This window comes from Rhodococcus sp. FH8 (assembly GCF_019266085.1).
Classification (GTDB): Bacteria; Actinomycetota; Actinomycetes; order Mycobacteriales; family Mycobacteriaceae; genus Rhodococcus_F; species Rhodococcus_F qingshengii.
The window spans coordinates 389377-415975 of sequence record NZ_LPNQ01000065.1; the positions used below are offsets into that span (position 1 = coordinate 389377).

23 protein-coding genes are annotated in these 26599 nt (G+C 60.8%); 14 read left to right on the top strand and 9 right to left on the bottom strand.

Features of this window, described 5'->3' with window-relative positions:
* Positions 1-50 precede the first annotated feature (50 nt).
* The 8 genes from ATN38_RS16190 (at position 51) to ATN38_RS16225 (ending at position 8522) form a co-directional block, all read left to right on the top strand.
* Positions 51-1235, top strand: coding sequence for an ABC transporter substrate-binding protein (locus ATN38_RS16190; protein ID WP_218748246.1), 1185 nt, complete (start codon positions 51-53; stop codon positions 1233-1235).
* Positions 1236-1250: 15 nt separating this feature from the next.
* Positions 1251-2126 carry a branched-chain amino acid ABC transporter permease gene (locus tag ATN38_RS16195; protein WP_003941557.1) on the top strand — a complete coding sequence of 292 codons (876 nt, stop codon included), beginning with the start codon at positions 1251-1253 and terminating at the stop codon, positions 2124-2126.
* The gene (locus tag ATN38_RS16200) at positions 2126-3154 is read left to right on the top strand and encodes a branched-chain amino acid ABC transporter permease (protein ID WP_118606406.1); all 1029 of its coding nucleotides are present in this window, start codon (positions 2126-2128) and stop codon (positions 3152-3154) included. The genes ATN38_RS16195 and ATN38_RS16200 overlap by 1 nt, the downstream gene beginning before the upstream one ends.
* Complete coding sequence (locus tag ATN38_RS16205; protein WP_064443299.1) at positions 3151-3924, top strand: ABC transporter ATP-binding protein; 774 nt, start codon at positions 3151-3153, stop codon at positions 3922-3924. Before ATN38_RS16200 ends, ATN38_RS16205 begins: the two co-directional genes overlap by 4 nt.
* 1 nt (position 3925) lies before the next feature.
* Positions 3926-4630, top strand: coding sequence for an ABC transporter ATP-binding protein (locus ATN38_RS16210; RefSeq protein ID WP_020906733.1), 705 nt, complete (start codon positions 3926-3928; stop codon positions 4628-4630).
* 9 nt (positions 4631-4639) lie between these two features.
* Complete coding sequence (locus ATN38_RS16215; RefSeq protein WP_218748247.1) at positions 4640-6280, top strand: class I adenylate-forming enzyme family protein; 1641 nt, start codon at positions 4640-4642, stop codon at positions 6278-6280.
* A gap of 68 nt (positions 6281-6348) precedes the next feature.
* Entirely contained in the window at positions 6349-7368 is a 1020-nt protein-coding gene (locus ATN38_RS16220) for an alpha/beta hydrolase (protein WP_042923295.1), read from the top strand.
* A gap of 131 nt (positions 7369-7499) precedes the next feature.
* The gene (locus ATN38_RS16225) at positions 7500-8522 is read left to right on the top strand and encodes an alpha/beta hydrolase (RefSeq protein WP_218748248.1); all 1023 of its coding nucleotides are present in this window, start codon (positions 7500-7502) and stop codon (positions 8520-8522) included.
* A gap of 5 nt (positions 8523-8527) precedes the next feature.
* Here the strand turns inward: ATN38_RS16225 and ramB are convergent, their stop codons facing one another.
* The 6 genes from ramB to ATN38_RS16255 all read right to left on the bottom strand — a co-directional run bounded on the left by ramB (position 8528) and on the right by ATN38_RS16255 (position 16256).
* The gene (gene ramB / locus ATN38_RS16230; protein ID WP_003941547.1) at positions 8528-9940 is read right to left on the bottom strand and encodes an acetate metabolism transcriptional regulator RamB; all 1413 of its coding nucleotides are present in this window, start codon (positions 9938-9940) and stop codon (positions 8528-8530) included.
* Between the two features lie 125 nt (positions 9941-10065).
* Positions 10066-11325, bottom strand: coding sequence for a formamidase (gene fmdA, locus ATN38_RS16235; RefSeq protein WP_042923284.1), 1260 nt, complete (start codon positions 11323-11325; stop codon positions 10066-10068).
* A 94-nt stretch (positions 11326-11419) separates the two neighbouring features.
* Complete coding sequence (locus ATN38_RS16240; RefSeq protein ID WP_037129638.1) at positions 11420-11707, bottom strand: FmdB family zinc ribbon protein; 288 nt, start codon at positions 11705-11707, stop codon at positions 11420-11422.
* 9 nt (positions 11708-11716) lie between these two features.
* Positions 11717-13063, bottom strand: a complete 1347-nt coding sequence (locus tag ATN38_RS16245) for an McrC family protein (RefSeq protein WP_218748249.1) — start codon at positions 13061-13063, stop codon at positions 11717-11719.
* Positions 13060-15573 carry an AAA family ATPase gene (locus ATN38_RS16250; protein WP_218748251.1) on the bottom strand — a complete coding sequence of 838 codons (2514 nt, stop codon included), beginning with the start codon at positions 15571-15573 and terminating at the stop codon, positions 13060-13062. Before ATN38_RS16250 ends, ATN38_RS16245 begins: the two co-directional genes overlap by 4 nt.
* A 59-nt stretch (positions 15574-15632) precedes the next feature.
* The gene (locus ATN38_RS16255) at positions 15633-16256 is read right to left on the bottom strand and encodes a serine/threonine protein kinase (RefSeq protein WP_223304378.1); all 624 of its coding nucleotides are present in this window, start codon (positions 16254-16256) and stop codon (positions 15633-15635) included.
* 503 nt (positions 16257-16759) lie between these two features.
* Between ATN38_RS16255 and aceA the strand changes: the two genes are divergently transcribed.
* From aceA to ATN38_RS16275, 4 genes are all read left to right on the top strand, one after another.
* Positions 16760-18049 (top strand): isocitrate lyase, encoded by a 1290-nt coding sequence (gene aceA / locus ATN38_RS16260; protein WP_003941533.1) that lies wholly within the window; start codon positions 16760-16762, stop codon positions 18047-18049.
* Between the two features lie 184 nt (positions 18050-18233).
* Positions 18234-19130, top strand: a complete 897-nt coding sequence (locus tag ATN38_RS16265; RefSeq protein ID WP_003941541.1) for a 3-hydroxybutyryl-CoA dehydrogenase — start codon at positions 18234-18236, stop codon at positions 19128-19130.
* A gap of 91 nt (positions 19131-19221) precedes the next feature.
* Positions 19222-21528, top strand: a complete 2307-nt coding sequence (gene metE, locus ATN38_RS16270) for a 5-methyltetrahydropteroyltriglutamate--homocysteine S-methyltransferase (RefSeq protein ID WP_218748253.1) — start codon at positions 19222-19224, stop codon at positions 21526-21528.
* Positions 21529-21600: 72 nt separating this feature from the next.
* Positions 21601-22641, top strand: a complete 1041-nt coding sequence (locus ATN38_RS16275) for an NAD(P)-dependent alcohol dehydrogenase (RefSeq protein ID WP_003941488.1) — start codon at positions 21601-21603, stop codon at positions 22639-22641.
* Between the two features lie 37 nt (positions 22642-22678).
* Here ATN38_RS16275 and ATN38_RS16280 read toward each other — a convergent pair whose 3' ends face one another.
* Together ATN38_RS16280 and ATN38_RS16285 are read right to left on the bottom strand one after the other, a co-directional pair.
* Complete coding sequence (locus ATN38_RS16280) at positions 22679-23473, bottom strand: RNA polymerase sigma factor SigF (protein WP_003941515.1); 795 nt, start codon at positions 23471-23473, stop codon at positions 22679-22681.
* Positions 23470-23901 carry an ATP-binding protein gene (locus tag ATN38_RS16285; RefSeq protein ID WP_003941553.1) on the bottom strand — a complete coding sequence of 144 codons (432 nt, stop codon included), beginning with the start codon at positions 23899-23901 and terminating at the stop codon, positions 23470-23472. The genes ATN38_RS16280 and ATN38_RS16285 overlap by 4 nt, the downstream gene beginning before the upstream one ends.
* Positions 23902-24292: 391 nt before the next feature.
* Between ATN38_RS16285 and ATN38_RS16290 the strand changes: the two genes are divergently transcribed.
* Positions 24293-24736, top strand: coding sequence for an STAS domain-containing protein (locus tag ATN38_RS16290; protein WP_007735372.1), 444 nt, complete (start codon positions 24293-24295; stop codon positions 24734-24736).
* A 54-nt stretch (positions 24737-24790) separates the two neighbouring features.
* On the opposite strand, the gene ATN38_RS16295 is transcribed toward ATN38_RS16290, so the two are convergent.
* Positions 24791-26059 carry a glycosyltransferase gene (locus ATN38_RS16295; RefSeq protein ID WP_218748255.1) on the bottom strand — a complete coding sequence of 423 codons (1269 nt, stop codon included), beginning with the start codon at positions 26057-26059 and terminating at the stop codon, positions 24791-24793.
* A 120-nt stretch (positions 26060-26179) separates the two neighbouring features.
* On the opposite strand from ATN38_RS16295, the gene ATN38_RS16300 reads away from it, so the two are divergent.
* Positions 26180-26593 carry a DUF6292 family protein gene (locus tag ATN38_RS16300; protein ID WP_003941464.1) on the top strand — a complete coding sequence of 138 codons (414 nt, stop codon included), beginning with the start codon at positions 26180-26182 and terminating at the stop codon, positions 26591-26593.
* Positions 26594-26599: the final 6 nt, after the last annotated feature.

A 26599-nucleotide genomic window follows, 5' to 3' on the forward strand; every position in this document is an offset into this window, starting at 1 on the left:
AATCAAGCGCTTGTTTGATTTACCAAGCACAGTTTGGACGGGAGTTCGATGTGAGACTCGGAAAGGCGATCGCCGTCTGCGCGGCAGTGGTCCTCGGGGCGAGCGCGTGCGCATCTGCCGGTGTCATTCCCGAAGACACCATCGTCATCGGTTTGGACGAGGACTCCACCGGGCCCGGTGCGTCGTACAGCACGATCGCCGGCAAGACGGTGCGGATGACCGTCGACCTGATCAACCAGGCGGGCGGAATCAACGGTAAGCAAGTCGAATTGGTTGTCGAGAACGACGAGAGCAGTCCCACCAAGACCCCGTCGATCATTCGGAAGTTGGTCGATCATGGGTCCAGTGCGGTCATCCTCGCCACGGGCAGCGGGTCGGTGCTGCAGGCCAAGTCGATTCTCCAGCAGTCGAAGATTCCTGCGATAGCTCCGGTCGTTCTCAGCGACGCCTTTGCCTCGGCGCCCGACAACGACTTCTCGTTCATGATTCCGAACTCGTTGAAGCAGTACGCCCAGGTGTACTGCGGGGCTTTCGAGAAGATGGGGTACAAGTCCCTGGGAATTCTCGGTGACGCGAGTGCGTCCATCGACGGAATCATCAAGACCCTGCGGCCGGCGCTCGAGAAGTGCGCGAGAGTGACGGGCGTCGAAAAGGCGCCGGTCGATGCCGCGGACATCACCGCACAGGTCTCACGTCTCGCGGAAACCGAACCGGACGCGATTCTGGTCGCCAGTATCGGCGGGCACTTCGAAATCCTCGCGCACAACACCTTGTCGAAAATCACCCCGCAGACGCAACGCTTCTCACTCGCTTCCATCGGAAACCAGCCCGCATCTTGGGCTTTGGCGGACCCGAAGGCGTTGAGCGGCATGGTGTACATGGGCTCGCTCAGTGAGAACAACCCGAGAACCGCCGAACTGCGTCGCAAGGTGCAGGCGGTGAAGGGGCCTGATTATCAACTGACCGCCTACGACGCACAGGCGTACGACGCCGTCATGATGTTGGCCGAGGCAATCGAAATTGCCGGCGACCACCGAGATCGGCCGGCCGTTCGTGATGCTCTTCAACAGGTTTCGGCACTTCCCGCCAGCTTCGGCCAGGACGGATTGACACTGTCGTTTTCTTCGCAGGATCACCTGGCTCCGGACAGCCTCTGCGGACTGGTGCTCGTCGAATTCGGTGAGGACAACAAGCCGGCCCATCCGTGGGATTCCTACCAACCCCCGTGCGGATAACCGAGGAGCCTTGACATGACAGACGCACAACTGTGGCTCGCAGCCATCGAGATCGGTGCATTCTTCTCACTGATAGCCCTCGGAATGTATCTCGTGGTGGTCGGCGCCGATTTCTTCAACTTTGCGATGGGCCCGTACGCGATGGCTGCGGCCATGGCGTCGAGTTGGGTCGCGATCAATTACGGGCTCGCTCTCTGGATTGCCATGCCGCTGGGGATCGCGGTAGCGGTGGCGCTGTCGATCCTGACGGAAAAGCTTGTGGTCAAACAGGTTCAGAAGCGTTCGGGTCGTGGGGAACTACCGGCGTTGGTGGCGGTGACCGCAGTACTGTTCGGGATCCAGCAGCTCGCCGGCACGGTCTTCGGCCGAACACCACTTCCCGGACAGAAGATCTTCGACTTCGATCCGATATCGGTGCTCGGTGCCACCGTCGACAGTTCGACCGTTGTACTCGTCGTCGGAACTGCCGTGATCTTCGTCGGTATCGGACTGTGGCTGAACCGGTCCACCTCGGGCCGTCTGCTTCGCGCCGTCGGCGACAATCCGGATGCCGCCCGCGTCCTGGGCTTGCCGGTGGATCGGGTACGCCTCATCGCGTTCACCCTCGCGGGTGTGATCGCCGCCGTCGCCGGACTTCTGTTCGCTCCCAAGGCCGGTGTTCAGTTCACGAGCGGTCTGTCCTGGACGCTGACGGCATTCATCGCACTCGTCATCGGTGGTACCGGCCGGAGTTGGGCTCCGCTGATCGGCGGAATGGTGTTGGGCGTCGTCCAGGTATTCGCCCCGTACTACTTCGGTGCGAGTGCTGCGCAAACCGCGATTCTGCTGATTGCCCTGGTGTTCTTCGCTTTCCGTCCGGAAGGCTTGCTCTCGAGGAAGGTTCGCGTCTGATGGCCTCGCTTTCTACCAGTCCGCTGACGTCAAATCCGCCCGCTACATCCGGCCGTTCCCGGACGAGGATGCTCGCCCTGTCACGAGAAGCGCTGATCACCGTGGTCGTGGTTGCTGCCGTGCTGCTGTGGATGGGGCCGAGTCTGTACCGGCAGGATCTGGTGTTCCTCGCTGCGACGTATTCGCTGATCGCACTCGGCATGTACGTGCCATTCGTGCTCGCGGGATCACTGTCGATGGCGTACAGCGCGTATGCGGCGATCGGCGCGTATGCCGTTGCGCTGATCTCGGTTCGGACCGGGTTGTCGATGTGGTGGGGATGGATTCTCGGCGCCCTCGCCGCTGCAGCGGTTGCAGTACTCCTCAGCTTGGCAACGCAGAAACTCTCCGGCTTCTACCTTGCCGCGGTGACCTTGTTGTTCGGTATCGCTTTCGAGCACTGGTTGATCGACGGGCCGAGTTTCACCGGCGGATCGGCCGGGATCTCGGGCGTCGAGACTGTGACGATGTTCGGCTGGGAGCCACCGCGCTACGCATTGGTCGTGTTCGCGATCTTGTTTGTGTGTCTGATCGCGGTCGCTGTCGATCGACTCCGGAAATCGGTGTGGGGGCTGATGTTGCAAGCTGCCCGCGACAATCGTAATGTCGCACGGTCTTCCGGCGTCAATCCTGCGCACCTGACCGGCGTGGCGCTGGCGATCGGTGCTGCGATCGCGTCGACCGGCGGATCGCTTTTCACCGTGTCGGTGCAGGCTGTCACTCCTGAAACCTTCACTCTCAGTATTGTTTTCCTTGCGATCTTCATGCCGATCATCGGCGGTCGCGGTTCGGCGTGGGGTGCTCCGCTCGGTGCATTGATCGTGGTGATCGTGACGCTGAACATGCCTGGGTACCAGGGAAGCGGCGAACTCCTGCTTGCCGGAGCCGTCCTGGTGATCCTCATCGTCGCGCCTGGTGGGGTGATCGGGTGGAGTCAGAACGTTCTGGGTCGAATGAACCGTCTGTACAAGGAGCGTGGCAATCGATGACTCGGCTACTCGAAGTGAGCGGGCTCCACAAGTCCTACGGCGGCGTCCGCGCTGTCGACGATGTCTCGTTCAGCGTCGGACCGGGAGAGGTGATCGGACTGGTCGGCCCGAACGGGGCAGGCAAGACCACCCTGGTGGACTGCATCTTCGGCACACAGCAAGCAGATTCCGGAACCGTCGCGCTCGCGGGTGCTGCCTTGACGGGGCCGTCGGAGCGCCGTGCACGGCAAGGGCTCTCGCGCACGTTTCAACATCCGCAGCTCGCGGCGGAACTCGATGCCGTCGACAACATCATCCCGGGACTGTACGGGCACAAGATCACCTCACCGCTGCACTCGCTGTGGTGGGCGATCAAAGGACCTTTCGAGAACTGGGACCGGACAGCACAGCGGGCCCGAGAGATTGCTGCGCGATACTCGGTCACCGACGTCGAGAGTGCTTGCGGGGATCTCAGTTTGGGCGCGCAGCGTCTGGTCGAGGTGGCGCGGGCGATGGCGACCGAACCCGAAGTCCTCCTGTTGGACGAACCGTTTGCCGGTGCGGATCACGACGGCATCGCTGCCATCTCCGGTGCCGTGCGATCGATTGCCGCGCAGGGCAAGGGAGTAGTCCTGGTCGATCACAACGTCGATCTCATCGCGGCGCTCGCCACCAAGATCGTGCTGCTCAATTTCGGATCAGTGGCGTTCTACGGACCACCGCAGGAGTGCTTGGCCAGCGACGCGATGCGAGAAGTCTATTTCGGTTCCGAATACGAGGAAGGCGCCTGACATGCTCGAACTCGACAGAGTCACAGTTCGATACGGATCCGCTGTCGCCGTCCGGGAAGTCTCCCTTGTCGCCCCCGCCGGTGAAGTGACAGCGATCGTCGGGCCGAACGGTGCGGGCAAGACCAGCTTGGCGGGATCCATCTACGGCTCGGTTCCCGCCACCGGGACAATCAAATTCGATGGTCGAGAGATCCAGAAATTATCGGCACTGGATCGTGTCCGCAGCGGATTTGCCTACGTTCCCCAAGGCAGGCAACTGTTCATGCGAATGTCCGTTCGCGAGAACCTACGCGTCGGCGCAGACCTGCTGGGATTGAAAGCCGAAGCCGTGGAAACAGCTTTCGAGAGGTTCCCGATCCTGCGTGAACGCTCGGAGAGTTATGCCGGGGTCCTCAGCGGTGGTGAGCAGCAGATGTTGGTTCTGGGGCGGGCCCTTCTGGAAACCCCGAAGGTGTTGCTCCTCGACGAGATGATGACAGGACTGGCACCGAAAATCGTCGCGGAGCTGCGAGCATTGGTCGGGGGTCTGGCCGCCGAGGGTGTGACCGTCATCGTGACGGAACCGGCACTTACTGCACTGAAATCGGTTGTCGACCGCGGATATGTCATGCAGCGCGGCGAACTCGTCCGCGAATGCGATTCCGCAGCGACACTGGACAACGCGTACAAACAATCGATGGGCGTCCTCAGCGCCGACGGGAGATGATCGACGATCATGCTTGAAACGAAGACACTCGACTTCACCGTCGGTGAATTCGCCACGAATCCGGACCGCTTCGCCGGCGTCAGCATCAGCGAAATGGTCAGGCATTGGTCTGAGACCATCCCGGACGAAACCGCCTTTGTCACTCCGGAATCGAGGGTGTCGTGGAAGCAGTACGACGCGGCTGCCGATGCGATCGCGTCGGCGCTGGATCTAGCTGGTGAGGGATACGGACATGTAGCCGTGTTGCTCCCCGACACCGCTGTATTTCATGCGGCTCTCTGCGCAGCATTTCGTACCGGCCGCGTCGCCGTCGGAATCGGTTCGCGCTCGGGCATTCGCGAGATCTCTCATCTGATCGCCCGCTCGGAAGCCTCCGTACTCGTCACCACTCGCACGCTGCGCGGCGTCGATACCGCCGAACTCGTGGCGAGTCTGCGGGCAGAGCATCCCGGACTGGACGTCGTCTTCGCCGACGAACGCGCCGACGTGAGTTTCGAACGCGTGAGCGCAAACGGCGAACTCACCTCGTTGCCGGTCGAGCTAAAGCAGTTCCCCGCAACCAGTCCGTGTTTTGTCACGTCAGCCGTTTCGATGCTGAACTCGACCTCCGGCACAACGGGCCTACCCAAACTGGTCACACAAACCGAGGATCGTTGGGTTGGTTTCTCCGAGATTGCCGCCGAGGCGGCGGCGATCGGTTCGGATGAGGTGTTCCTCGGCGCGGTTCCAGCACCTTTCGGATTCGGCCTCTGGACTTCGCATTTCCTGCCGGCACTACTCGGTGCTCGCAATGTCGTCATGGAACGCTTCGACGTTTCGGTGATGATCGAGTTGATCGAGCGCGAACGGGTGACTGCTTTGAATTGTGTGAGTACACAATTCAAGATGCTGTTGCGTTCGGAGGCCGCGGAATCGGCCGATCTCTCGTCACTTCGTTTCATGTTCACCGGTGGTGAAGCCGTGCCCTATTCGGAGGCGCTGGCATTCGAACAACGTACCGGAGCGGCTGTCCTGCAGTTCTACGGATCGAACGAAACCGGCGCCGTCTCGGTGACGACGGTTTCGGACGATTCCGACACCCGACTGAAGACGTGCGGCCACGACATCGATCGCATGCGAGTTCGTGTATTCGACGATGCGGCAAAGGAAATGACCGGCTCCGTCCGCCGCGGTCAGCCTGGGGTGAACGGACCGCTGATGTGTCAGGGCTATTGGGGGGACACCGATGCGAACGACGAGTTGTACACCGATGACGGTTGGATGCTTCTCGGCGACATCGTCGAGATCGACGAGACAGGACGGGTGCGAGTGGTCGGGCGCAAAGCCGACATCATCATTCGTGGCGGCAAGAACATCTCCGCGGTCGAAGTCGAGGAGTACGTGCGCGCGCACCCTTCGGTGGAGTTGGTCGCCGTGGTCGGGGTCGACGATCCGCTGTTCGGTGAGAAGGTCTGTGCGGTCGTCGTGTCCGCCGATGACGATCTGAGTTCGGAGGATCTGACCGCCTGGCTGCAGAGCCGAGGAGTGACCCGCGAGTACATACCCGAGTACGTGATGACGGTCGCCGAATTGCCGATGGCGGCAGGCGGCAAAGTAGCCAAGGGTGAAGTCAAGGCACTCGCGCAGAGGCGGATCGCTGAACTCGGCTGATCGCACTTGGCGGTACCGGCTTCGCGTTACGCTGATCCGGACATTGTGCCGAGAGTGAAGGAAACCCGATGACGAACCCTTCACCGCATCGGTGGCGCAGGCGCTTGCTGTGGGCTCTGGCAATTGTGTTCGTTCTGGTCGGAGCCGTGGTTCTGGCCTTCGTTCTGAGCCCGAGACCTGGCGCACTCACCGTGCGATGGGTCTTCGATCGTGATGCGGTGAAAGTCACCGAGGCGCTCGAGAAGCACGCGCCCGAAGGCGTCGACTCGATCAAGGACCAGCAGTACCGCGCCGATGACGACGACGCATACCTGGATGTCTACTTTCCCGCAGCGACGACGACCGCATTGCCTACGGTGATCTGGACTCATGGCGGTGCCTGGATCTCGGGAAGCAAGTCCAACTACGCGCCGTACTACGAGTTGCTGGCCTCGCGTGGCTACACAGTTGTGTCCCTGGACTACTCACTCGGACCTGAGCACCACTATCCGACGGCAGTGCGGCAGCTCAACGACGCTCACGCGTACGTCGTCGCGAATGCGGAACGGCTGCATGTTGATCCGACGACGGTCGTTCTGGCCGGTGATTCTGCGGGAGCGCAACTCTCGAGTCAGCTCGCCACTCTCATCACTGATCCCGCCTATGCGAACCGTGTGGGCGTGGTCCCGTCGCTGCGGCCGGATCAGTTACGTGGAGTAATCCTGAACTGTGGAATCTACGACGTCGGGAACATGGTCGGCGGACCCGGCATCATCGGTTGGGGAGTTGATCGGTCCCTCTGGGCGTATACCGGCGTGCGTGACTTCATGAGTACCGACGCAGCGGATCAGATGTCGACCTTGAACCACGTCACCGATCGATTTCCGCCTGCCTACATCAGCGGCGGCAACGCCGATCCGTTGACGGATTCTCAGTCGAAACCGATGGCTGACAAATTGACCGGGTTGGGAGTTGCGGTCGACACACTGTTCTACCCGGCCGATCACGTTCCGGCGCTCGGTCACGAGTATCAGTTCGATCTGGACAATGCCGACGGTCTCACTGCGCTCGATCGCACGGTTCAGTTTCTCGAGGCTCATACCGGCTAAATGTCGGATTGTGGTGAACCACTGAGAAAATGGTCATTTTGGACAAAGCTCCGCGGGTGCGTTGCCAGGGAATTCTCAACTAGTCCTTTTGGTCTAGCCTGGGTGAATCCGATCCGACCCCAGGAGTTGTTGTGCGCGCGTCTTCCCCCGACAGACGGCGAAGGCGCATTGTCGGAACCGCGGCGGTATTCGTCGTCATTCTGCTGTCCGGGGTAACCGCGGCACTCGTCAGTCCGTGGCCAGGAGTTCTCCTCGTACGGTGGATGTCGGCGGGTGGCTCCGAATCGACTCACGCACAACTCGACAGGCATGCACCGTCAGGAATGGTCTCGATTCTCGATCAGTCGTACCGCGAAGGCGACGACGATGCACAACTCGACGTGTACTACCCGTCGGAGTCCACTTCGGCGCTACCCACGGTGGTCTGGGTGCACGGCGGTGGCTGGATATCAGGATCGAGAACTGATGCCGACGGTTACTACAAACTGTTGGCAAATCAAGGGTTCACTGTGATTTCGGTGGACTACTCACTGGGACCAGATGCGTATTACCCCACCGCAGTGAATCAGCTGAACGACGCGTATCGATTTATCGTGAGCAATGCGGACAGGTTGCATGTCGATTCGACCAATCTCTTTCTTGCGGGAGATTCGGCAGGCGCGCAGTTGTCCAGTCAGTTGGCGACCGTCATGACCAGCCCTGACTACGCGTCGGAAATGGGTGTGGAGCCGGCATTACGTCCCGAGCAGATACGCGGAGTTGTCCTCGACTGTGGGGTCTTCGATCTGAAACCGCTGCTGTCACAGGGGAAGTACTTCGGTTGGGGCGTCGACAAGCAATCGCTGTGGGGGTACCTCGGAACGAGGGACTTCGACGGGTCGACTGCAGTGGGTCAGATGTCGACACTGGGTCATGTGACCTCGGACTTTCCAGCGACGTTCATCACCGGCGGAAATGTCGACCCACTGACCGCCAGCCAGTCGAAACCCATGGCAGAACGGCTCGCCGATCTGGGCGTCGAGGTCGATGCACTGTTCTACCCGGACGATCACGAGCCTGCACTCGACCACGAATATCAGTTCGACCTCGACACCGTGGACGGGATGGTCGCGTTCGATCGCACAGTCGCGTTCCTACGCGACCACGTGCTTTAGCGCGGTCAGCGAATCACGTACGGCGAAATCGAACTCCGGTGCTCGCTGATGTCGAGGTCTTTACCCAACGGAGGGAAGGCACGCTGCGGACAATTGAGGCGTTCGCAGACACGGCAGCCCGAGCCGATCGGCGTTCCCGGATTCGACTCGTCCAGATCCAGACCGTCGCTGTAGACGAGTCGGTGGGCGTGTCGAATCTCGCATCCCAATCCGATGGCGAAGATCTTTGCGGGCTGTCCGTATCGAGCCGCTCGACGTTCGACCGTGCGAGCAACCCAGAGGTATCGGCGGCCGTCGGGCATCTGTGCGATCTGAGGCATGATCTTGCCCGGATACGAGAACGTCTCGTAGACGTTCCACAGCGGACACGTACCGCCGCTGGTGGAGAAGTGGAATCCGGTGGCGGACTGACGCTTCGACATGTTTCCGGCACGATCGACACGCACGAACATGAACGGAACCCCGCGAAGTTTGGGGCGCTGCAGGGTCGAGAGGCGGTGGCAGATCGTCTCGTAGCTCGCGGAATAGAAGGCAGACATACGCTCGATGTCGTACCGGAAGTCCTCGGCAACCTCGTGAAACTGGCTGTAGGGCAGCACGGTGGCCGCGGCGAAATAGTTGGCCAAACCCAGCTTCGCCAGGGAAACCGACGCTTCGCTGGTGAAGTTGCCCTCGGCCACCAACGAGTCGAGCAGGTCGCCATGCTCGAGGTATGCGAGTTCTGTCGCGAACTTGAAGACCTGTTGCCCGCCGGAGAGTCGTGCGGAAATTTCCAGGACCCTGGTGTCCGGGTCGTAGCGATGAAGTATGTTCTCGCCCAAGTCGACTCGTCGAACGATCTGCACGTCATGGACGGACTCGAGGCGTCTGGCGATCTCGCCGGCGACGTCGCCACGGTGAAAGCGCATCCGGGCAGTGAGTTCTTCGGCCGCGGTGTCGAGATCGTGGATGTAGTTCTGTCGCTGATAGAAGTAGTCGCGCACTTCCTCGTGCGGCATGGTGATCGAACCGCTGCCGCTGCCGTCCGAGAAACGGTCCTCCGTGGCTGCGGCGAGCTGCGCCGTCGTGTTCCGGAAGCGGCGATGCATGTTCACCATCGCCTTGGCCAGGCCCGGGTGGGTGGAGACCATCTCCGCGATTTCGTGGGCGTCGGCGTCGATACCCATCTCTTGATCGAGGGCAACTTCACGCATTTCCGCGATCAGGCGTGTGTCGTCCTGCGGGGAGAAGAAGGTGGTGTCGACACCGAAGACTTCACTGATTCGCAGGAGCACCGGCACGGTTAGTGGCCGGACGTCGTGCTCGATCTGATTGAGATAGCTTGCCGAGATCTCGAGCGTCTTGGCCAGCGAAGCCTGACTCAACCCGCGCTCGGTCCGCAGTTGGCGGAGCCGGACACCGACAAAGGTTTTCGACATTTTCCCAGGATACGAGTGACAGTCCGGCTTCGCAAAGGTGGGTTCGCAGTCTTCGCACAGGGGCTCCGCCCCCGTGAGTGGTTGAGGAGCCTCGGCACTCCCTAACCACTCACGGGGCCGGAGGCCTAGACCCTGTTCTCCGAACGAGGGGCGCCGATTCCGGGATCGATCTGGAACGGCCCGCTCGACGAGGGTGCAAGGGGGAAGTCGAAGATCGCAGTCGGGAGATAGACCGTCGAACACGAGTTGGGGATATCCACGACACCCGACAGGCGACCCTCGATCGGCGCCGCACCGAGTAGCAGGTACGCCTGCTCTGGCGCGTACCCGAACTTGGTCAGATACTCGATCGCATGCAGGCACGCACGCTGGTAGGACAGATGTGAATCCAGGTACTTCTGTTCGCCGTCCAACGTGACGGAAGTGCCCGAGAACGCAAGCCACTCGGAATACTGCGGATCCGTGTTGCCCGGCATGAAGATGGCGTTCTCGGAAACGCCGTAGGTATCCATTCCGCCCTTGATGATGTCCACACGAAGATCGATGAAGCCGCCCATCTCGATGGCACCGCAGAAAGTGATCTCTCCGTCGCCCTGGGAGAAGTGAAGATCGCCGACCGACAGATTCGCACCGTCCACGAATACCGGATAGAAGATTCGGCTGCCCTTGGTGAGGTTCTTGATGTCCTGGTTTCCACCGTTCTCGCGAGGGGGAGCGGTGCGCGCCGCCTCGCCGGCCACGCGTGTGTACTCGTCACCGGTCAAGGTTCCCAGTACTGCATCGCGGGGCTCGGGCGGAAGTGCAAGCGGGGGAACCCGATTGGGATCGGTGGCAATGAGGGCGCCCTCGCGGGCATTCCACTTGGCGAGCAAGGCTGCCGACGGAGCCGTGCCCATGAGTCCCGGGTGGACGATGCCCGTGAACGAGACGTGCGGAATGTGACGCGACGTCGCCGTTTGGCCGGAGAAATCCCAGACGGCTTTGTACGCATCGGGGAACTGTTCGGTGAGGAAGCCGCCGCCGTTGTTCCGAGGGAAGATGCCCGTGTACCCCCAGCCTTGGCCGGCCAACGGACCCGAATCTTCTTGGGGGATAGGCCCGATATCCAAGATGTCGACGATCAAGAGGTCGCCGGGCTTCGCGCCTTCGACGGCAAAGGGGCCGGACAGCGTGTGGACCGTGGTCAGTGGTGCATTGAGAATGTCGTCGGCCGAGTCGTCGTTGTGTATTGCGCCGTCGAACCATTCGCGGCAATGGACACGAAACGCATCACCGGGTTTCACCGTCACCGCCGCTGGGATGTCCGGGTGCCACCGATTGTGGCCGACGATTGCCTGGTCGGTGAATTTCTTGGCGGAATCGAGTGGAAACAGCAGTTCAGGCATATGCACTCCTCATTCTCGAAGAAACGGAAAACTCGTGGCGGCAGGACTTTCGTGTCGGATCGGGACTCACGGCGAGGGCGCGCGGTGAGGACGCTCAGGGGCGAGGTAGCTTGCGGTGCAACGGATTGGATGTCGTCGGCGCAGATTGCCGGCCGCGGCCGGGTAGCGACCCACTGACCACGGCAGGCTCGTGAGCCGATCGAGCAGTGCTGTCCAGTAGACCCATCGCGGCCGACGACGCGTGACTCAACCGGGGAGACGAGACCACCCGCTTGGACTCGAGACTGCACTGGGGGCAAGTAATCGACTGGGGCACTTCGGCCATCGCGAACGACCGCTCGAGCGGGCCGCAGCCGGTACAGCGAAACTCGTACAGAGGCATGCGGTCACGCTATCGGAGCATCGCCGGACCCGCATGTCTTTGTCCTGTGTCGTGTCCTCCAATTCGACGATCGCCTGTATCTGGATCGAGACCAAGTAGGCGCCGCAGCGCGGATGCGGTCGTGGTTGATGCAAGGGGGAATCCAGAACGCACAGCCTGCACAAGTTCAGCGAGTGGGATACCGACTGTGGAAACCGAGCCCAATATCGAGCCTTCGGGTTTCAAGTCAACCCGAAAATCACTGACGCTGTCTTCCGATGGATAGATCAGGATGGAGTGGGGGCGACCTTCGGTTCCGCGATAGGCCTGCGAGTAAATCAGTAGTTGATAGACGTCAGCCGCGCTCGGAGATTTTCGGTCGTACAGTTTGTACTTGGCATCGATCGCACTGCGCATTCCGTTGCGGGTGACCACGTAGTCGGGCCGAATTGAGCCCCATGGCCGGTCGCCGCTGTGCAAAACCGATCGGTTCACACCTTGGGCGCGAATCTGCGTGATCTGATCGGTAATCATCTGACCAAGTAGCCATCCGACGAACTTCTCGAACAGTCGGTTCATGTCGATCATGAACGTCGTTGCGCGGTCACCAGCATCATCGAATGGCTTGTTGATCGAGATGCCGTCGAGCAAGGCCAGCGACCACACGTGAGCACTCCGATAGTGTTCATTTCCGCGGTGGTATGTCATCGATTTCCTGATCGAAGGCGTGTACACAAAGGGGGTGGGTGCCATCGCGTTGAAGTTCTCGTACAGAATCCATGCACGCTGACGGAGATTAGCGTTCGAAGTCAGCTGTCCCGCGAGGCGGAGTGCGGTCGTTATGATCCGGTTTTCAGTGGTGTCGTAGTCGAATTCTTCGTAACGGCACGCCAATCGATCGACGCGCAAGAAATGTCTCGAGGCTTGTCGGTTCAGGTCGAGTCGTCCCCGCATCACGGTTAAGTCATCTCCCGCAGCGCGATAGTCCCGGACTACTCCCCGCTTCATCACATCGTGCGCAGCGGATACCAATAACTGACATATTAGTTCGACAGCGCTGTCACCGGTCGTCGTGTCGACATGTTGGTGAATTGTGGGCATGTCGTCGATCCGGATATCTCCGGTTGCACCGATCATCGTGATGACGTTCAGGTCGGAACCGGCCAATTTGGGCCGGACGTGGATGCTCGGGCCTCTGGGCAGTCGTGCAACTCCGACCCACGACGTCGCTGTGATCCGAAGGAGATCATCGGTGAGCCACTGCAGATCGATACGGCCCGCCAAGTCGCGGGAGATGGCCTCCCTCGTACGGGGAGGCGGGGCGGGCGCCGATACGTTTTTCGTCTGAAATTCCCGGAGTTCTACGACGGCTGTCACCGATTGTCACCAAGTTCGACGCGGTATGCCTTGATCAGTGCAGAGATCAAAATGCCGTCGTCCTCAATGGAGATCAAACTTTGGTTCGCTGCATCAACGATCTCGCGGCCAAGGTAATCGGCGAGCTTGGAGTAGTCGTCGAATACGATCTCTTGCAAGAGCGGAATTATTTCCATTCTCATGATTTCTGCGAATTGTGCCGCGGTGGTGATGGGTTCACTGTCGAGCAAGAAGTACGACTGGCCTATTTGATGTTCGCGACCGACGCTGTTGGTTATCCTTGTATTCATCTCCGACAGGAAGAAATCGAGTTCCAGTCCGTCGATGACTGCCCCTTCGAGAACGCTTACATCGGGCAGCAATTCGATGAACCCAAACCTCCGTCGTAGAGCGCTGTCCAGGTTACGAATACTGCGATCAGCGGTATTCATTGTTCCTATCAAGTGCAAGTTATTTGGTATGCGAAGCAGATCGCCACTCGCCGGCAACTTGACCGGGATTCCGCGCTTGTCCGCCTCGATTACCGTCATGAGTTCTCCGAAGACGCGTGGGATGTTTGCGCGATTGATCTCATCGATCAGCAGGACGTACACGCTGTCCGGTTCCGCGACTGCGGTTGAAGCAATTCGCTTGACGATACCGTCGCGTAGTCCGAGTGCGAGACCTCCACTTGTTTCGACTGGGCGGTATCCCTCGATGAACTCTTCGTACGAGTAGGACGCGTGAAAAGTGACCTGAGTTAAATATGGTGCGATGTCGTCTGCGGGTTGGCCGAGATATTCATCGGAGACACCGGAAAGTTCTAGGATACGGCGGAACTGCCCGGGATCGAGTGCAAACAGGGTGCCAGAGGCACTGATTTGAACCGGTTCAGACCCTGCCAGGACGGAGTCCGACTTGATGGTCTTCCAATGTGGTCCGCGTGGGAGCCTTCGAATTGGCTTGAGCATCAGAGGATTCGGATCCTCGAGGTCGTCGTTGATTGAGACTACTCGAGCCAGTGCGACTATTCGCTGAGTCGGTGCCGCTTCATAGCAGACCACGACATCTCCGGTATTGATCTGACTGAAGTGTTTTTTCTTCTCACCGCGTGAAAAGTCGACCCAACCCTCGTCGAACATGCTCTTCCAAGAGTAGCGTTCGGGATTCGCTGTGACCCACCAAGCCTTGCTGGTGTCATAGGTGGCTTCCATCCAGTCATCTGAATCTGCGTCGGGCAATGCATACTGCTGGTTGAGAATCCATTGGGAAAACCCCTTCGCCGCACGGGTTTTTCCCGTGCCGGGTGGCCCGTAGAAGATGATCTGTTTCTTGCGTTCGAGCACTGACATCCAAGTCCGGTACAACGCCTCTTGGGCAGGATCGATCGGGAGGACTTCGACCTCCTCGTCCGACGGATCGTGGGCGACCGGGTTCAGGATTCGCGACTGCAACTTTGGGGTGACTGACTTGATCGTGACTGTGCCCCATGATCGTTCAGGAGGATCAAGCCTTGTAGCGAGCGACTCATCCCAATCGACAGCAATTGTGTGTCGATAGTCCGGGCGGTCGGGTTGCCACTGGTACGTTGAATCAAGAACGGTTCCAACCGCCAGCACTTCGCTAACGCCGTTGTTGGCGACGATCTTGTCTCCCGCACGTATTTCGGTCAGTTGGTAAAGTTCTCTGGCCTTGAACGTCAGTTTCGATTTGTTGCCGTTGTAGCGATCCGAGTAGGTTTCAGCGAACGCGTGACGGAAATCCTCGACCGAGTCGAAGAGCGATAGATCGCCGATCTCATCCCAGCCCACACAGATGTAACCACCTCCAAGGCATTCGGCCCACCTGTCAGCGTTGTGACCAGGAGCGATTTTCCAATACCTGGCGGCTATCCATCCCGGAGGTGTTGCCCACTCGTAGAGGAACTGTCCGAGGTCTCTGGTATCTGAGGACTCCAGTCCCTCGATCGTCCGAAGTTTGGCGAGAATTCTTCGATTTACGACCAGAGGGTCTGTGTCGCCTTCGATTCCGAGTTCGCGGGCGAAATAGCTGAGGTGATTATGGCTGTAGACAGGCAGTACTTGGTCGGGAAAGTAAAGGAAGAGTGTTTTCAGTCGAACTGTCTTCGCGCGATTCAGGATTGGGATTTGTCCGATGTCATTCCATTGGCCGTGATCAGCCATGTCCAACATCTCGAGAAACGAAGCATGAAGCGCATCCCACGCGTCTCCGACGCGGTCGAAGTCGGTGGGAAAGTGCCACTCCGACGTCTTTCGTTTGAAGTAGATGACATGTTTCAGCGCGCTGCCGCCTTTGATGCTGCCCAGGACCGTTGTTCCCCACTCGAGAGCGTACGAGTATCCATCGATGCTTGATTCGGTCCCCAGTGCGTAGTCGTCGAGTGTCAAATCACGCCAACGACTTCGTGGGAACTGCCTCAAGAAATCCCGATGTTGCTGTTCTTGCTGCTGTGCCAAATCAGGTTCGCGCACGTGATATTTGTTCGCGACGGCTTCTTCGATCGAAGGCATGAAGTTGGACTCCTGGTCGGGGTTTGTTTGTGGATTCAGAACGGCTCGGAATCGGGTAGTCAGCGCAAGTACACAACCGCGTTGTCTCCGCCGGTACAGGTGACGATGCCGGAGGTCACCTTGCATGCCATCGTGTACTCCTTGCCGGTCACCGGACTACGTGCGGACACGGTGCTGGATGCACCGGTTGCACCGGAGTTCCCGTAGGCGATCCGAACCGCCTCGGCAAACTCACATGAAGTTTTGCCCCCACTTGTCGCGGACTCCTTGTAACTTCCGGCCGGCTGCCCGCCGGGGCAGGCGGACGCACCGGCCGGGAAGTTCGCGGCGCGTGTGGTCGTCGGGGATGTCGTGCTGGGAGCGGTTGTCGTGGTGCCGGGTGTGTTCGCGGCGCTGATGGTGGTGTGGGCGGCGCCACCGGCGGCCGAGTTGGGGACGTCCTTCGGCCAGAGGACCCAGGCAAGCCCGCCGAAGAGAGCCAACACAGTGATGACTCCGATTACGGATACCGGAATCACCCAGCCGGGCCGACGCGGCGGCGGATTTCCACGTGGCGGTGCAGGCGGGAATCCCTGGGGCGGGGGATACGACTGCGGCGCGGCTCGGTAGCCCAACTGCGGCGGCTGTGGACCGGATTGCGACCATGCCTGGTTGTTCGGTGGCCGCTGATAGTTGTCCGGCACCGCTTTATCGCCCGGTCGGGGGCGTCGAACGACAAGTCATGGTTCGACAGCATATGGCCGGCGAACGGGTTGTCTCCGGCTTTCCCAGGGGTAGATCCCGGAATTGTCCTAGCGAAGGCTGTTGCCGAGGAGTGATTGCGGTCACTCGCGGGTAGTGAAGTTGGCTCCGAAGTAGCGGACGGGCCTGTTCCGAGTGGCGTGCGAACTGCCGGAATTCGCAAGCGGCAGAGTTGAGTGCATTTCGTTCACAGCCTGCGGTTTCTTTCCTACTCGCCAGTACGGAACCTGTCCGATCGGGTAGTACCAGCCGCATAGGAATCTTCACAGACTTAGCAAAGTGTGTTGAAAAGGTAGCGAAGATTGGCATTAGCAACAGGTAGACGGCACTTTTTCGATGTGCCATTCTCGGTAAGTACACAAGAAGGGCCTGGCAAGTATGTGAAGTAGTACGCACGTACTGCTCACAACAGGCCGGACCAGCAGATCAAAGAGATGGAGTCTTGATGTCGACCACCGGCACCCCGAAGACCGCAGCTGAGCTCCAGCAGGATTGGGACACCAACCCTCGCTGGAAGGGCGTTACTCGTAACTACACGGCCGATCAGGTCGTCAAGCTCCAGGGCACCGTCGTCGAGGAGCAGACCCTCGCTCGTCGCGGATCCGAGATCCTGTGGGATCTCGTGAACAACGAGGACTACATCAACTCCCTCGGTGCACTTACCGGCAACATGGCTGTGCAGCAGGTTCGCGCCGGCCTGAAGGCCATCTACCTCTCCGGTTGGCAGGTTGCCGGCGACGCTAACCTCTCGGGCCACACGTACCCGGACCAGAGCCTCTACCCGGCCAACTCGGTTCCGACCGTCGTTCGTCGCATCAACAACGCACTGCTGCGCGCCGACGAGATCGCCAAGACCGAGGGTGACACCTCCGTCAGCAACTGGCTCGCTCCGATCGTTGCCGACGCCGAAGCCGGCTTCGGTGGCGCTCTCAACGCTTACGAGCTGCAGAAGGCCATGATCGGCGCCGGCGCTGCCGGTGTCCACTGGGAGGATCAGCTCGCTTCGGAGAAGAAGTGCGGCCACCTCGGTGGCAAGGTGCTCATCCCCACGCAGCAGCACATCCGCACCCTGACCTCGGCTCGCCTGGCTTCCGACGTTGCGGACGTTCCGTCCGTCATCATCGCCCGCACCGACGCTGAGGCTGCAACCCTCATCACCTCCGACGTGGACGAGCGCGACCGCCCGTTCCTCGACGGAACCCGCACGGCTGAAGGCTTCTACGGCGTCAAGAACGGCATCGAGCCCTGCATCGCTCGCGCCAAGGCTTACGCACCGTACGCAGACCTCATCTGGATGGAGACCGGCGTGCCGGATCTCGAGGTTGCAAAGAAGTTCGCCGAGTCCGTTCGCAGCGAATTCCCGGACCAGCTCCTGGCCTACAACTGCTCCCCTTCCTTCAACTGGAAGGCGCACCTGGACGACGCGACCATCGCGAAGTTCCAGAAGGAGCTCGGCGCAATGGGCTTCAAGTTCCAGTTCATCACGCTGGCCGGCTTCCACTCGCTCAACTACGGCATGTTCGACCTTGCCTACGGCTACGCCCGCGAAGGCATGACGGCATTCGTCGACCTGCAGGAGCGCGAGTTCAAGGCTGCCGAAGAGCGTGGCTTCACCGCCATCAAGCACCAGCGTGAGGTTGGCGCCGGCTACTTCGACACCATCGCCACCACCGTTGACCCCAACACCTCGACGGCAGCTCTCAAGGGCTCCACCGAAGAGGGACAGTTCCACTAAGAACTGACTTCGGGTGGGGGAGAGGCTCGGCTTCGGGTCTCTCCCCTGCTTGTATCACCGCACTACTTTCTCTCGTCTTCAAGGCAGTTCCGATTGCGTCGGCCACCAGCGTCGACGCAGTTCGAAGTGCTTGTTTTGCAACACCTTCACCAGACAAACTCCACGAGACAAACAAGGAGCTGACGTGACCAGCGAAAAAATTCAGCGCGTCGGCGTTATCGGCGCCGGAATCATGGGTGCCGGAATCGCCGAGGTGTGCGCCCGCGCACATGTCGATGTTCTGGTCTTCGAGCAGACTCGCGAGCTTGCAGCAGCCGGGCGTTCACGCATCCTGCGTTCGCTCGACCGCGGCGTGAGCAGCGGAAAGATCACAGAACGTGAGCGTGAGCAGGCCGCATGGCGTCTGCGTTTCACCTCCGATCTGGGAGATTTCGCGGACCGCCAGCTCGTCGTGGAGGCCGTCGTCGAAGACGAGAAGATCAAGAGCGAAATCTTCGCCGAGCTCGACGCGGTCGTGACGGACCCGGATGCGGTTCTCGCGTCCAACACGTCGTCGATCCCGATCATGAAGCTCGGCATCTCGACCAAGCGTCCCGAGCGAGTCATCGGCATGCACTTCTTCAACCCGGTTCCGGTTCTGCCGCTCGTCGAATTGGTGACGACGCTCAAGACCAGTGCCTCCGTCTCGCAGCGCGCCGAGGCTTTTGCCAGCGACATCCTCGGCAAGCAGGTCGTCCGCAGTGCCGACCGCTCCGGCTTCGTCGTCAACGCACTCCTGGTGCCGTACCTGCTCTCGGCGATCCGCATGGTCGAGTCGGGCTTCGCGACCAAGGAAGACATCGACAAGGCAACGGTTCTCGGCCTCGCGCACCCCATGGGTCCGCTGGCTCTGACGGACCTGGTCGGACTCGACACCGTCAAGTCCATCGCCGACTCCATGTACGAAGAGTTCAAGGAGCCGCTGTACTCCGCTCCGCCGTTGCTCCTGCGTATGGTCGAAGCCGGCTTGACCGGCAAGAAGTCCGGCGCGGGCTTCTACGAATACGCCGACAACGGTCGCTCCACCAAGCAGGCAAGCTAAGGCCCAACGCCCCTGTGCGCCTTTCTGGTAGTTCCGGCTACCACAAAGGCGCACAGGGCGCTCGCGCCCCTCGGTTAGAAAGGTCGACCGCATGTCCAGCAGCACTGCAGCATTCGGCTCCAGCGTCCTGGGGTATCCGCGCATCGGGCCGCGCCGTGAGCTCAAGCGCGCCCTCGAGTCCTACTGGCACGGCACTTCGGACAAGGACGCACTTCTCGCGGTCGCCAAGGAACTCCAGGAATCGACCTGGAGCGAATTGGCTGCGACGGGATTGAGCCAGGTTCCCGGCAACACCTTCTCCTTCTACGATCACGTGCTCGACAATGCGCTGCTCTTCGGCGCAGTGCCGGAGCGGTTCAAGCCGCTCGAGGGCGCCCTCGAGCCGCTCGATTTCTACTTCACTATGGCCCGCGGCCGCCCGGACTTCCCGCCTCTCGAGCTGGTGCGCTTCTTCGGTACGAACTACTACTACCGTCAGCCCGAGATCGACGCGAACACAGTGTTCTCGCTCAACTCGGATGCACTTCTCGACGAGTTCGAACGTGCGAAGGCGCGCGGCATCGAATTGCGCCCCGTCATCATGGGGCCCGTCTCGCTGCTTCTGCTTTCGAAGGTCGGACCTGCCACCGAGAAGTCCGATCCGAACTTCACCCCGCTCGACCTGTTGGACGCGCTCCTGCCCGAGTACGAGAAGTTCTTCGAGCAGCTCGCCAAGGCCGGTGCGACCTGTGTTCAGTTGGACGAGCCTTCGGTCACCGAGGACCGCACCCCCGAGGAGCTAGCCGCTCTGGGACGTGCGTACGAGAAGCTTTCGACGGCCCCGCTGCGCCCGCGCCTGTTGGTGACGGGTCCGTACGGCAAGTTCGGCGAAGCCCTCAACATCTTGGCGCCCACCAAGATCGAAGCCTTCGGTCTGGACTTGGTGCACGGCAAGATCACGGCCGAGGAACTGGCCGCGGTGCCGAACATCAAGCGCAAGCGCATCTACGCGGGCGTCGTCGACGGTCGCAACGTCTGGCGCGTCGACCGGTTCAACACCTTGACGTACCTGAACGAACTCAAAGACGTTGTGCCTGACCTCGTCGTCTCCACGTCGTCGTCGCTGCTGCACGTGCCGTACGACGTGCTCTCCGAGTACGACATTCCGGGAGACGTCGCAGACCGTCTGGCTTTTGCGAAGCAGAAGGTCGGCGAAGTCGTCTCACTGGCGAAGGCGCTCACCGAAGGTCCGTCGGACAAGTGGCGTAAGCGTCCGACGAAGGTGCACTTCAAGCTCAAGCACGCTGTCCGTGCTCGGGTGAACGCGATCAAGCCCGAAGATCGTGTGCGTGCCCCGTACGAGGAGCGTCGTAAGGCTCAGCAGGAACGGTTGAATCTGCCCTTGGTGCCGGCCCAGACACTGGGTTCGTTCCCGCAGACCGACGCGATTCGCCAGGCTCGTTACGAACTCGGCCAGGGGCGTTTGGAGTGGGACGACTACTACAAGCGCATCCAGGAAGAGATCGAGCGCACAATCCGTCTGCAAGAGGACATCGGTCTCGATGTTTTCGTGCACGGCGAGCACGAGCGCAACGACATGGTCCAGTACTTCGCCGAACTGCTCGAGGGCTATGCCTTCACGCACAACGGTTGGGTTCAGGCCTACGGATCTCGTTGCACGCGTCCGCCGATCCTCTACGGCGACATCGCACGTCCGAAGCCGATGACGGTCGAGTGGATTGCGTACGCGCAGTCGCTGACCGACAAGCCGGTCAAGGGAATGCTGACGGGTCCGGTCACCATGATCGCCCGTTCGTTCGTTCGCCAGGATCAGCCGCTCTACGAAACGGCAGAGCAACTGGCACTTGTCATTCGAGACGAAATCGCGGATCTCGAAGCTGCCGGAATCGCCATCATCCAGGTGGACGAACCGGCAATTCGTGAACTGCTGCCACTGCGTGAGGACGGCCGGGAGGCCTACCTGGAGTGGGCCGTCGACGCGTTCCGTCTGGCAACAGGTGGAGCGAAGCCGGAAACACAGATCCACACACATCTGACGTACTCCGCTCGGTCGTCGGTGGTCGACGCCATCGAACGGTTGGACGCCGATGTGACGGCTATCGTCGCGACCCGCTCCATCACGTGGGTTCTCGAAGCACTCAAGGAAGGCGCGCTCACGCACGGCGTCGGCCCCGGTGTCTACGAATCTCGCTCGGCTCGGATTCCCGACATCGACGAACTCGACGAATTGCTCACCGAGGCAAGCGAATCGATCTCTCTCGATCGCTTGTGGGCAAACCCGGACGGCGGCCTCAAGACCCGCCATCCGTGGCAACTCGAGCCTTCGCTGCGCAATATGGTTGCGGCCGCGAGGCGCCTGCGTCGTCGGGCCGAGCAAGCCGAGCGCGACGCCGGGTAAGTCACGTAAAGAACAAGTCATGGAGGGGCCTGCGAGTTGCAGGTCCCTCCATGCACGGGTAGGCATGTGTGCATGGTTACTGCTGCTGCTTATGCCGCGACGTCCGCTGACGGTCCCCTCGAGAAGACCACTGTCGAACGCCGCGAGCTCGGTCCACTGGACATTCTCATCGACATCAAATTTGCCGGCATCTGCCATTCCGACATCCACACCGCTCGCAACGAGTGGGGCGGAGCCAAGTACCCGATCGTTCCCGGACACGAAATCGCCGGCGTCGTCGCCGCCGTGGGTTCCGATGTCACCAAGCACAAGGTCGGCGACCGAGTGGGCGTCGGCTGCTTCGTCGACTCGTGCGGGGAGTGCGACGCCTGCACCGCCGGTGAAGAGCAGTACTGCCGCAAGGGTGTGACGGGTACGTACAACGCCACCGGCCGCGACGGCGAGCGCACTCAGGGTGGCTACTCGACGCACATCGTCGTCACCGAGCACTTCGTGCTCTCGATCCCGGAGGGCATCGAACTCGACGTTGCAGCGCCGCTCCTGTGCGCGGGCATCACCTTGTACTCACCGCTGCGGCACTGGAACGCCGGCCCCGGCAAGAAGGTCGCCATCATCGGGTTCGGCGGCCTCGGGCACGTCGGTGTGAAGATCGCCAAGGCGCTCGGAGCGGAAGTCACCGTCCTGAGCCAGACGCTCGGCAAGAAAGACGACGGGCTTCGCCTCGGCGCCGATCACTACTACGCGACCAACGACCGTGAGACGTTCAAGGCTCTTCGCGGCGAGTTCGACCTGATCCTCAACACGGTCTCGGTCAACCTCGACATCGACGCCTACATGTCCTTGCTTGCCATCAACGGCACTCTCGTCGAACTCGGCCTGCCCGAGAAGCCGATCGAAGTTCGAGCATTCTCGCTCGCCGCAAACCGTCGTAGCCTCGCCGGCTCCATGGTCGGCGGTATCCCGCAGACACAGGAGATGCTCGACTTCTGCGCCGAGCACGGCATCGGCGCAGAAATCGAACTGATCCCGGCGAGCGACATCAACGACGCTTACGAGCGCGTGATCAAGAGCGACGTCCGATACCGATTCGTGATCGACACCGCAACGATCTGACCCGCCCGGTCCTGCTCAGTCGAATTGTTCGCGGAGCTCAGTCGAGTTGCTCGCGAAGATTACTCAATGTCTTCGCGAGCAACCTCGACACGTGCATCTGGGACACACCGACTTTCTCGGCGATCTGTGTCTGCGTCAGATTTCCGAAGAATCTGAGCATCAACACCGTCCGCTCTCGCTCGGGCAGCTTGTCGAGAAGCGGACGCAACGCCTCGTGATTCTCGACGTTCTCGAGTGCTGCGTCGTAGTCACCGAGTGTTTCCACGAGCGGGAGATCGTCGGTGTGATTGGACGCGGCACCGTCGACCGAGACCGTCTGATACGCGTTGCCGGCGATCAAGGCCTGGGCAACTTCTTCGCGTTCGATCCCCAACGTCTCGGCCAACTCGTCGACGGTCGGCGCGTGCCCGAGCTGTTGTGACAGCTCGCTGATGGCCTGCCCGAGTTGGAAGTGCAACTCCTTCATCCGGCGGGGAACCCGCAATGCCCAACCGGTGTCGCGGAAGTGTCGTCGAACCTCGCCCATCACGGTGGGAACTGCGAACGAGACGAAATCGGATCCGCGCGTGGAATCGAAACGGTCGACGGCGTTGACCAGACCGAGACGCGCCACCTGAACCAGATCGTCGTGTGCCTCGCCACGACCGTCGAATCGTCTGGCGATGTGCTCGGCCAACGGTAGGCATCTGGTGATGAGTGCAGTGCGCACTCGTTCGTACTCCGGGCTGTGGGGCTCGAGGGTCCGCAGTTCCTCGAAAACTGGTATTACGTCCCGATATTCGTCGGTGGACCGCCGACGCGGGCGTGACGGGCCGTCTGCGGAAGCGGTCACAGGCGCCCGCTGAGGGCCTTGGTGAACTTCATGGTGGTGATGTAGCCGACGCCGCCGAGGTTCTCTTCCTGGTCGAGCGAAATCGAATCGGTGAGTTCGGTGAGGATGTGCCACCCGAACGAACGCTGACTGCTGTCCTCGTACTCCGTGGTCGTCGTGGACACGGACACGTGCAATTGCGGCGGCGTGAAGACGAACCGACACACCAGAACCGAATCAGGCGCAGCGCGAACGATCAGATGCGTACAGATTTCGTCCATGGCCAGTTTGATGTCGGCGATGGCGTCGAGGTCGAAGTTTTCCTGAATGGCAACGGTGGCGGCCAGTGCACGCAAAATCGACAGCTGATCGAGAGTCGCTTGAATCCTCAACTCCACAACTGGCTGAGTCTGATCCTGATCGGGCTCGAGTGCGCTGAGGTGTGCCATAAGTTCTCCGGATCGTCGTACCAGGGGTCGCGGTGAAGTCTGGTGCCGAGAACGATACCCATCCCGACCTTCACAGTGACCCCCGAACACGAAATTTGGTCGATGGTGGTGCCGGGGTAAACGACACGATTCTGCTCACGACCGTTGGCGATCGCAACATCGGATTACCTCGCGGAACCGCAGACCAAACCACATTTTTGTTCGGAACACCGAAACGAATGGTCGCAACGCACTTGTGACGTCCGTCATGCTGGCGTACTGTTTCAAACCGAGGTTGAGCACACAGCCGATGAGGGATTTATCCGTATTTCTGGAGACCCGTTCATCGTGCGTCTCCTTCGGAGGTCCCTTCTCTTTTGCAGAGTGTAAACCGTTGCGGGATGGGAGAACCATGACTGTTGTTCCAGGATCATCTATTTCAGGCTTTACGAACGCGGCGAAGGGATCGGTAGACTACGGACCTCCCGCGACCGGGACAGCGACCGCATCGTTTCACGCGCACCGCATCAGTGCACACACCGCTGTGATCAAAGTTCGTGGTGAGATCGATCTGATGAGCGCCAATGCTTTTCGTGACTTCTTGACGTACCACGTGGCCGCGGACCGGACGCTGGTCGTCGATCTATCCGAACTCGAATTCATGGGGACGTGCGGCTTGTCCGTACTGTCGGTCCTGTCGACGCGATCACGCGACGTGGGCGGCACACTCGCGCTCGTCTGCGCCCGCCCGGTGCAAAGGTTGCTCAAAGCAGCTGGTCAGGAGTCGATGTTTGCCTGCTACGAGTCGCTCGATCATGCAATCGGACTCGAAGAGACCCGACGTTTCCCCGCTTGATCACGCAGTTTCAGTCCAAGCTTCGTGAATTCAGTTTCGTAGAGCCCGTCAGCGTCAGTGCACTTCACTTCGGTGAGTGCCCTTGTGTTGGCGGGCTCTCGGCGGTGCTGTGACGCAGCGGCCGTAGGTGCGGACCACTTCGGTGGCGACGTGATCCCACGAATACGATTCGCACGCTCGGGCCCGGCTCTGCCGTGCAAACGCCGCGCCTTCGTCCTCGTCGTCGAGAAGACGGCGGACTGCGCGAGCGGTTTCCACCGGGTTGTTGACCGGGACCCGACGCCCGGTGAGTCCGTCGATCACCGTATCCCGCAGTCCGCCAACAGGAGTCGCGACTACGGGAACTCCGCACGCCATTGCTTCCAGTGCCGCGATTCCGAACGGTTCGTATCGAGGGGTGCACACGAGGGCGTCGGCCGATCGCATCAGTTTCGGTAGTTGGCGGTGCGGAACCCGTCCCAACAATTGGACGCGATCTGCGACGCCGAGGCGCTCGGCGAGCTTGACCAAGCGGATCGCCACTTCGTCGGTGCTCAGTTGCGCGACGGGTGGCCCGCCGATCACCACCAACTCCGTATCCGGCAGCGAAGCCAGCGCGGCGACGGCAACATCGAAGCCCTTCTGCTCCACCAGTCTTCCGACGCAGATCAATCGATGCGGTGCGGTTTTCTTCGCGGCGGGTCCCTCCGGGGTGAATGCTTCGGTGTCCACGCCCGAGGGCACCATCGTGGTCCGTGATCGTGGTGATCCCTGCCGGACCAGATCGAAGATTTCGTCCGAACTGGTCGCGATGACATGGGTTGCGCCCCTGGCGATCAACGGTTCCAGGTGAGTCCGCTCCGAGGGGCTGTCGTCGGCTGCTCCGAGGTGGCGGTGCGCCGCAGATCCCAGGGAATGGAATGTCTGAAGTACGGGGATGCCGAGCGATCGGGTCGCGAGTTCCGTTGCCACACCGGACATCCAGAAGTGCGAGTGCACCACATCGGGTCGGTCGGTACTCCACTGAGCGCGCAGAATGCTGGCAAAGGTTCCCAGGTGAGGGAGGATGTCGGCATCCGGAAGAGCCTGCGTCGGGCCGGCCTCGAGATAGTCGACGGAGTACCCGGCGCGGGCGCGAACGCGGTCCGGCCCACCGACGTGGGCACGCCTGGTGAAGACGGTGACGTCGTGTCCGGCACGAACCAAGGCGGCAGACAGTTCGTCGACGTGCAGGTTCTGTGCACCGGCTGCCGAGCAGCCCACCGGTGCGAGTGGATCGGCGTTCACCGACACCATGGAGATCTTCAGCATTCGTCCGGGAGCCATAGCGGGCGAGTACTTCATCGGGTCCCCTCTCCACTTGATCGGTTCGTCTGGGGATACCCGGAGTCCGTGATCTGAACCGGGTTTCGACGCGGTCAGCGCTGGGCACATTCCAAACACGATGGCGAGGAGTGAGGTTCGATGACAGAACAAATGCTGGTCGACGCAACCGTCGGACTCGGGTTCGAGCGGTACGTACAACGGGTGGCGGTCGGTGTGGGGGCCGGCATCGAGCAGTGGTGTTGCAGGCGCGAGCACCCTCTGGAGGCTTACATCGCATTGGACCGAACTGTGCCGCGTTTCCCCGGGCGCGAGGTGGCTTTGCTGTGGGAGGAGACGTGCGGTTGGGCCCTGGCCGTGGAGACCAGATCAGGGGAGGACCTCATCGTTCTCGGATATCTGGGCGAACACGCAGTGCCGACCCCGGACGCCGTCGCCGATTTTGCCGCGACACTGGGCACGCGCAGCCCACACTGGGTCATGAACAGACCATTGGCGGATTCGGACGAGACCGCGCGAGAACTGCGGAGCTACTCCGGAAGTGCTTACGCCTGAACAGTA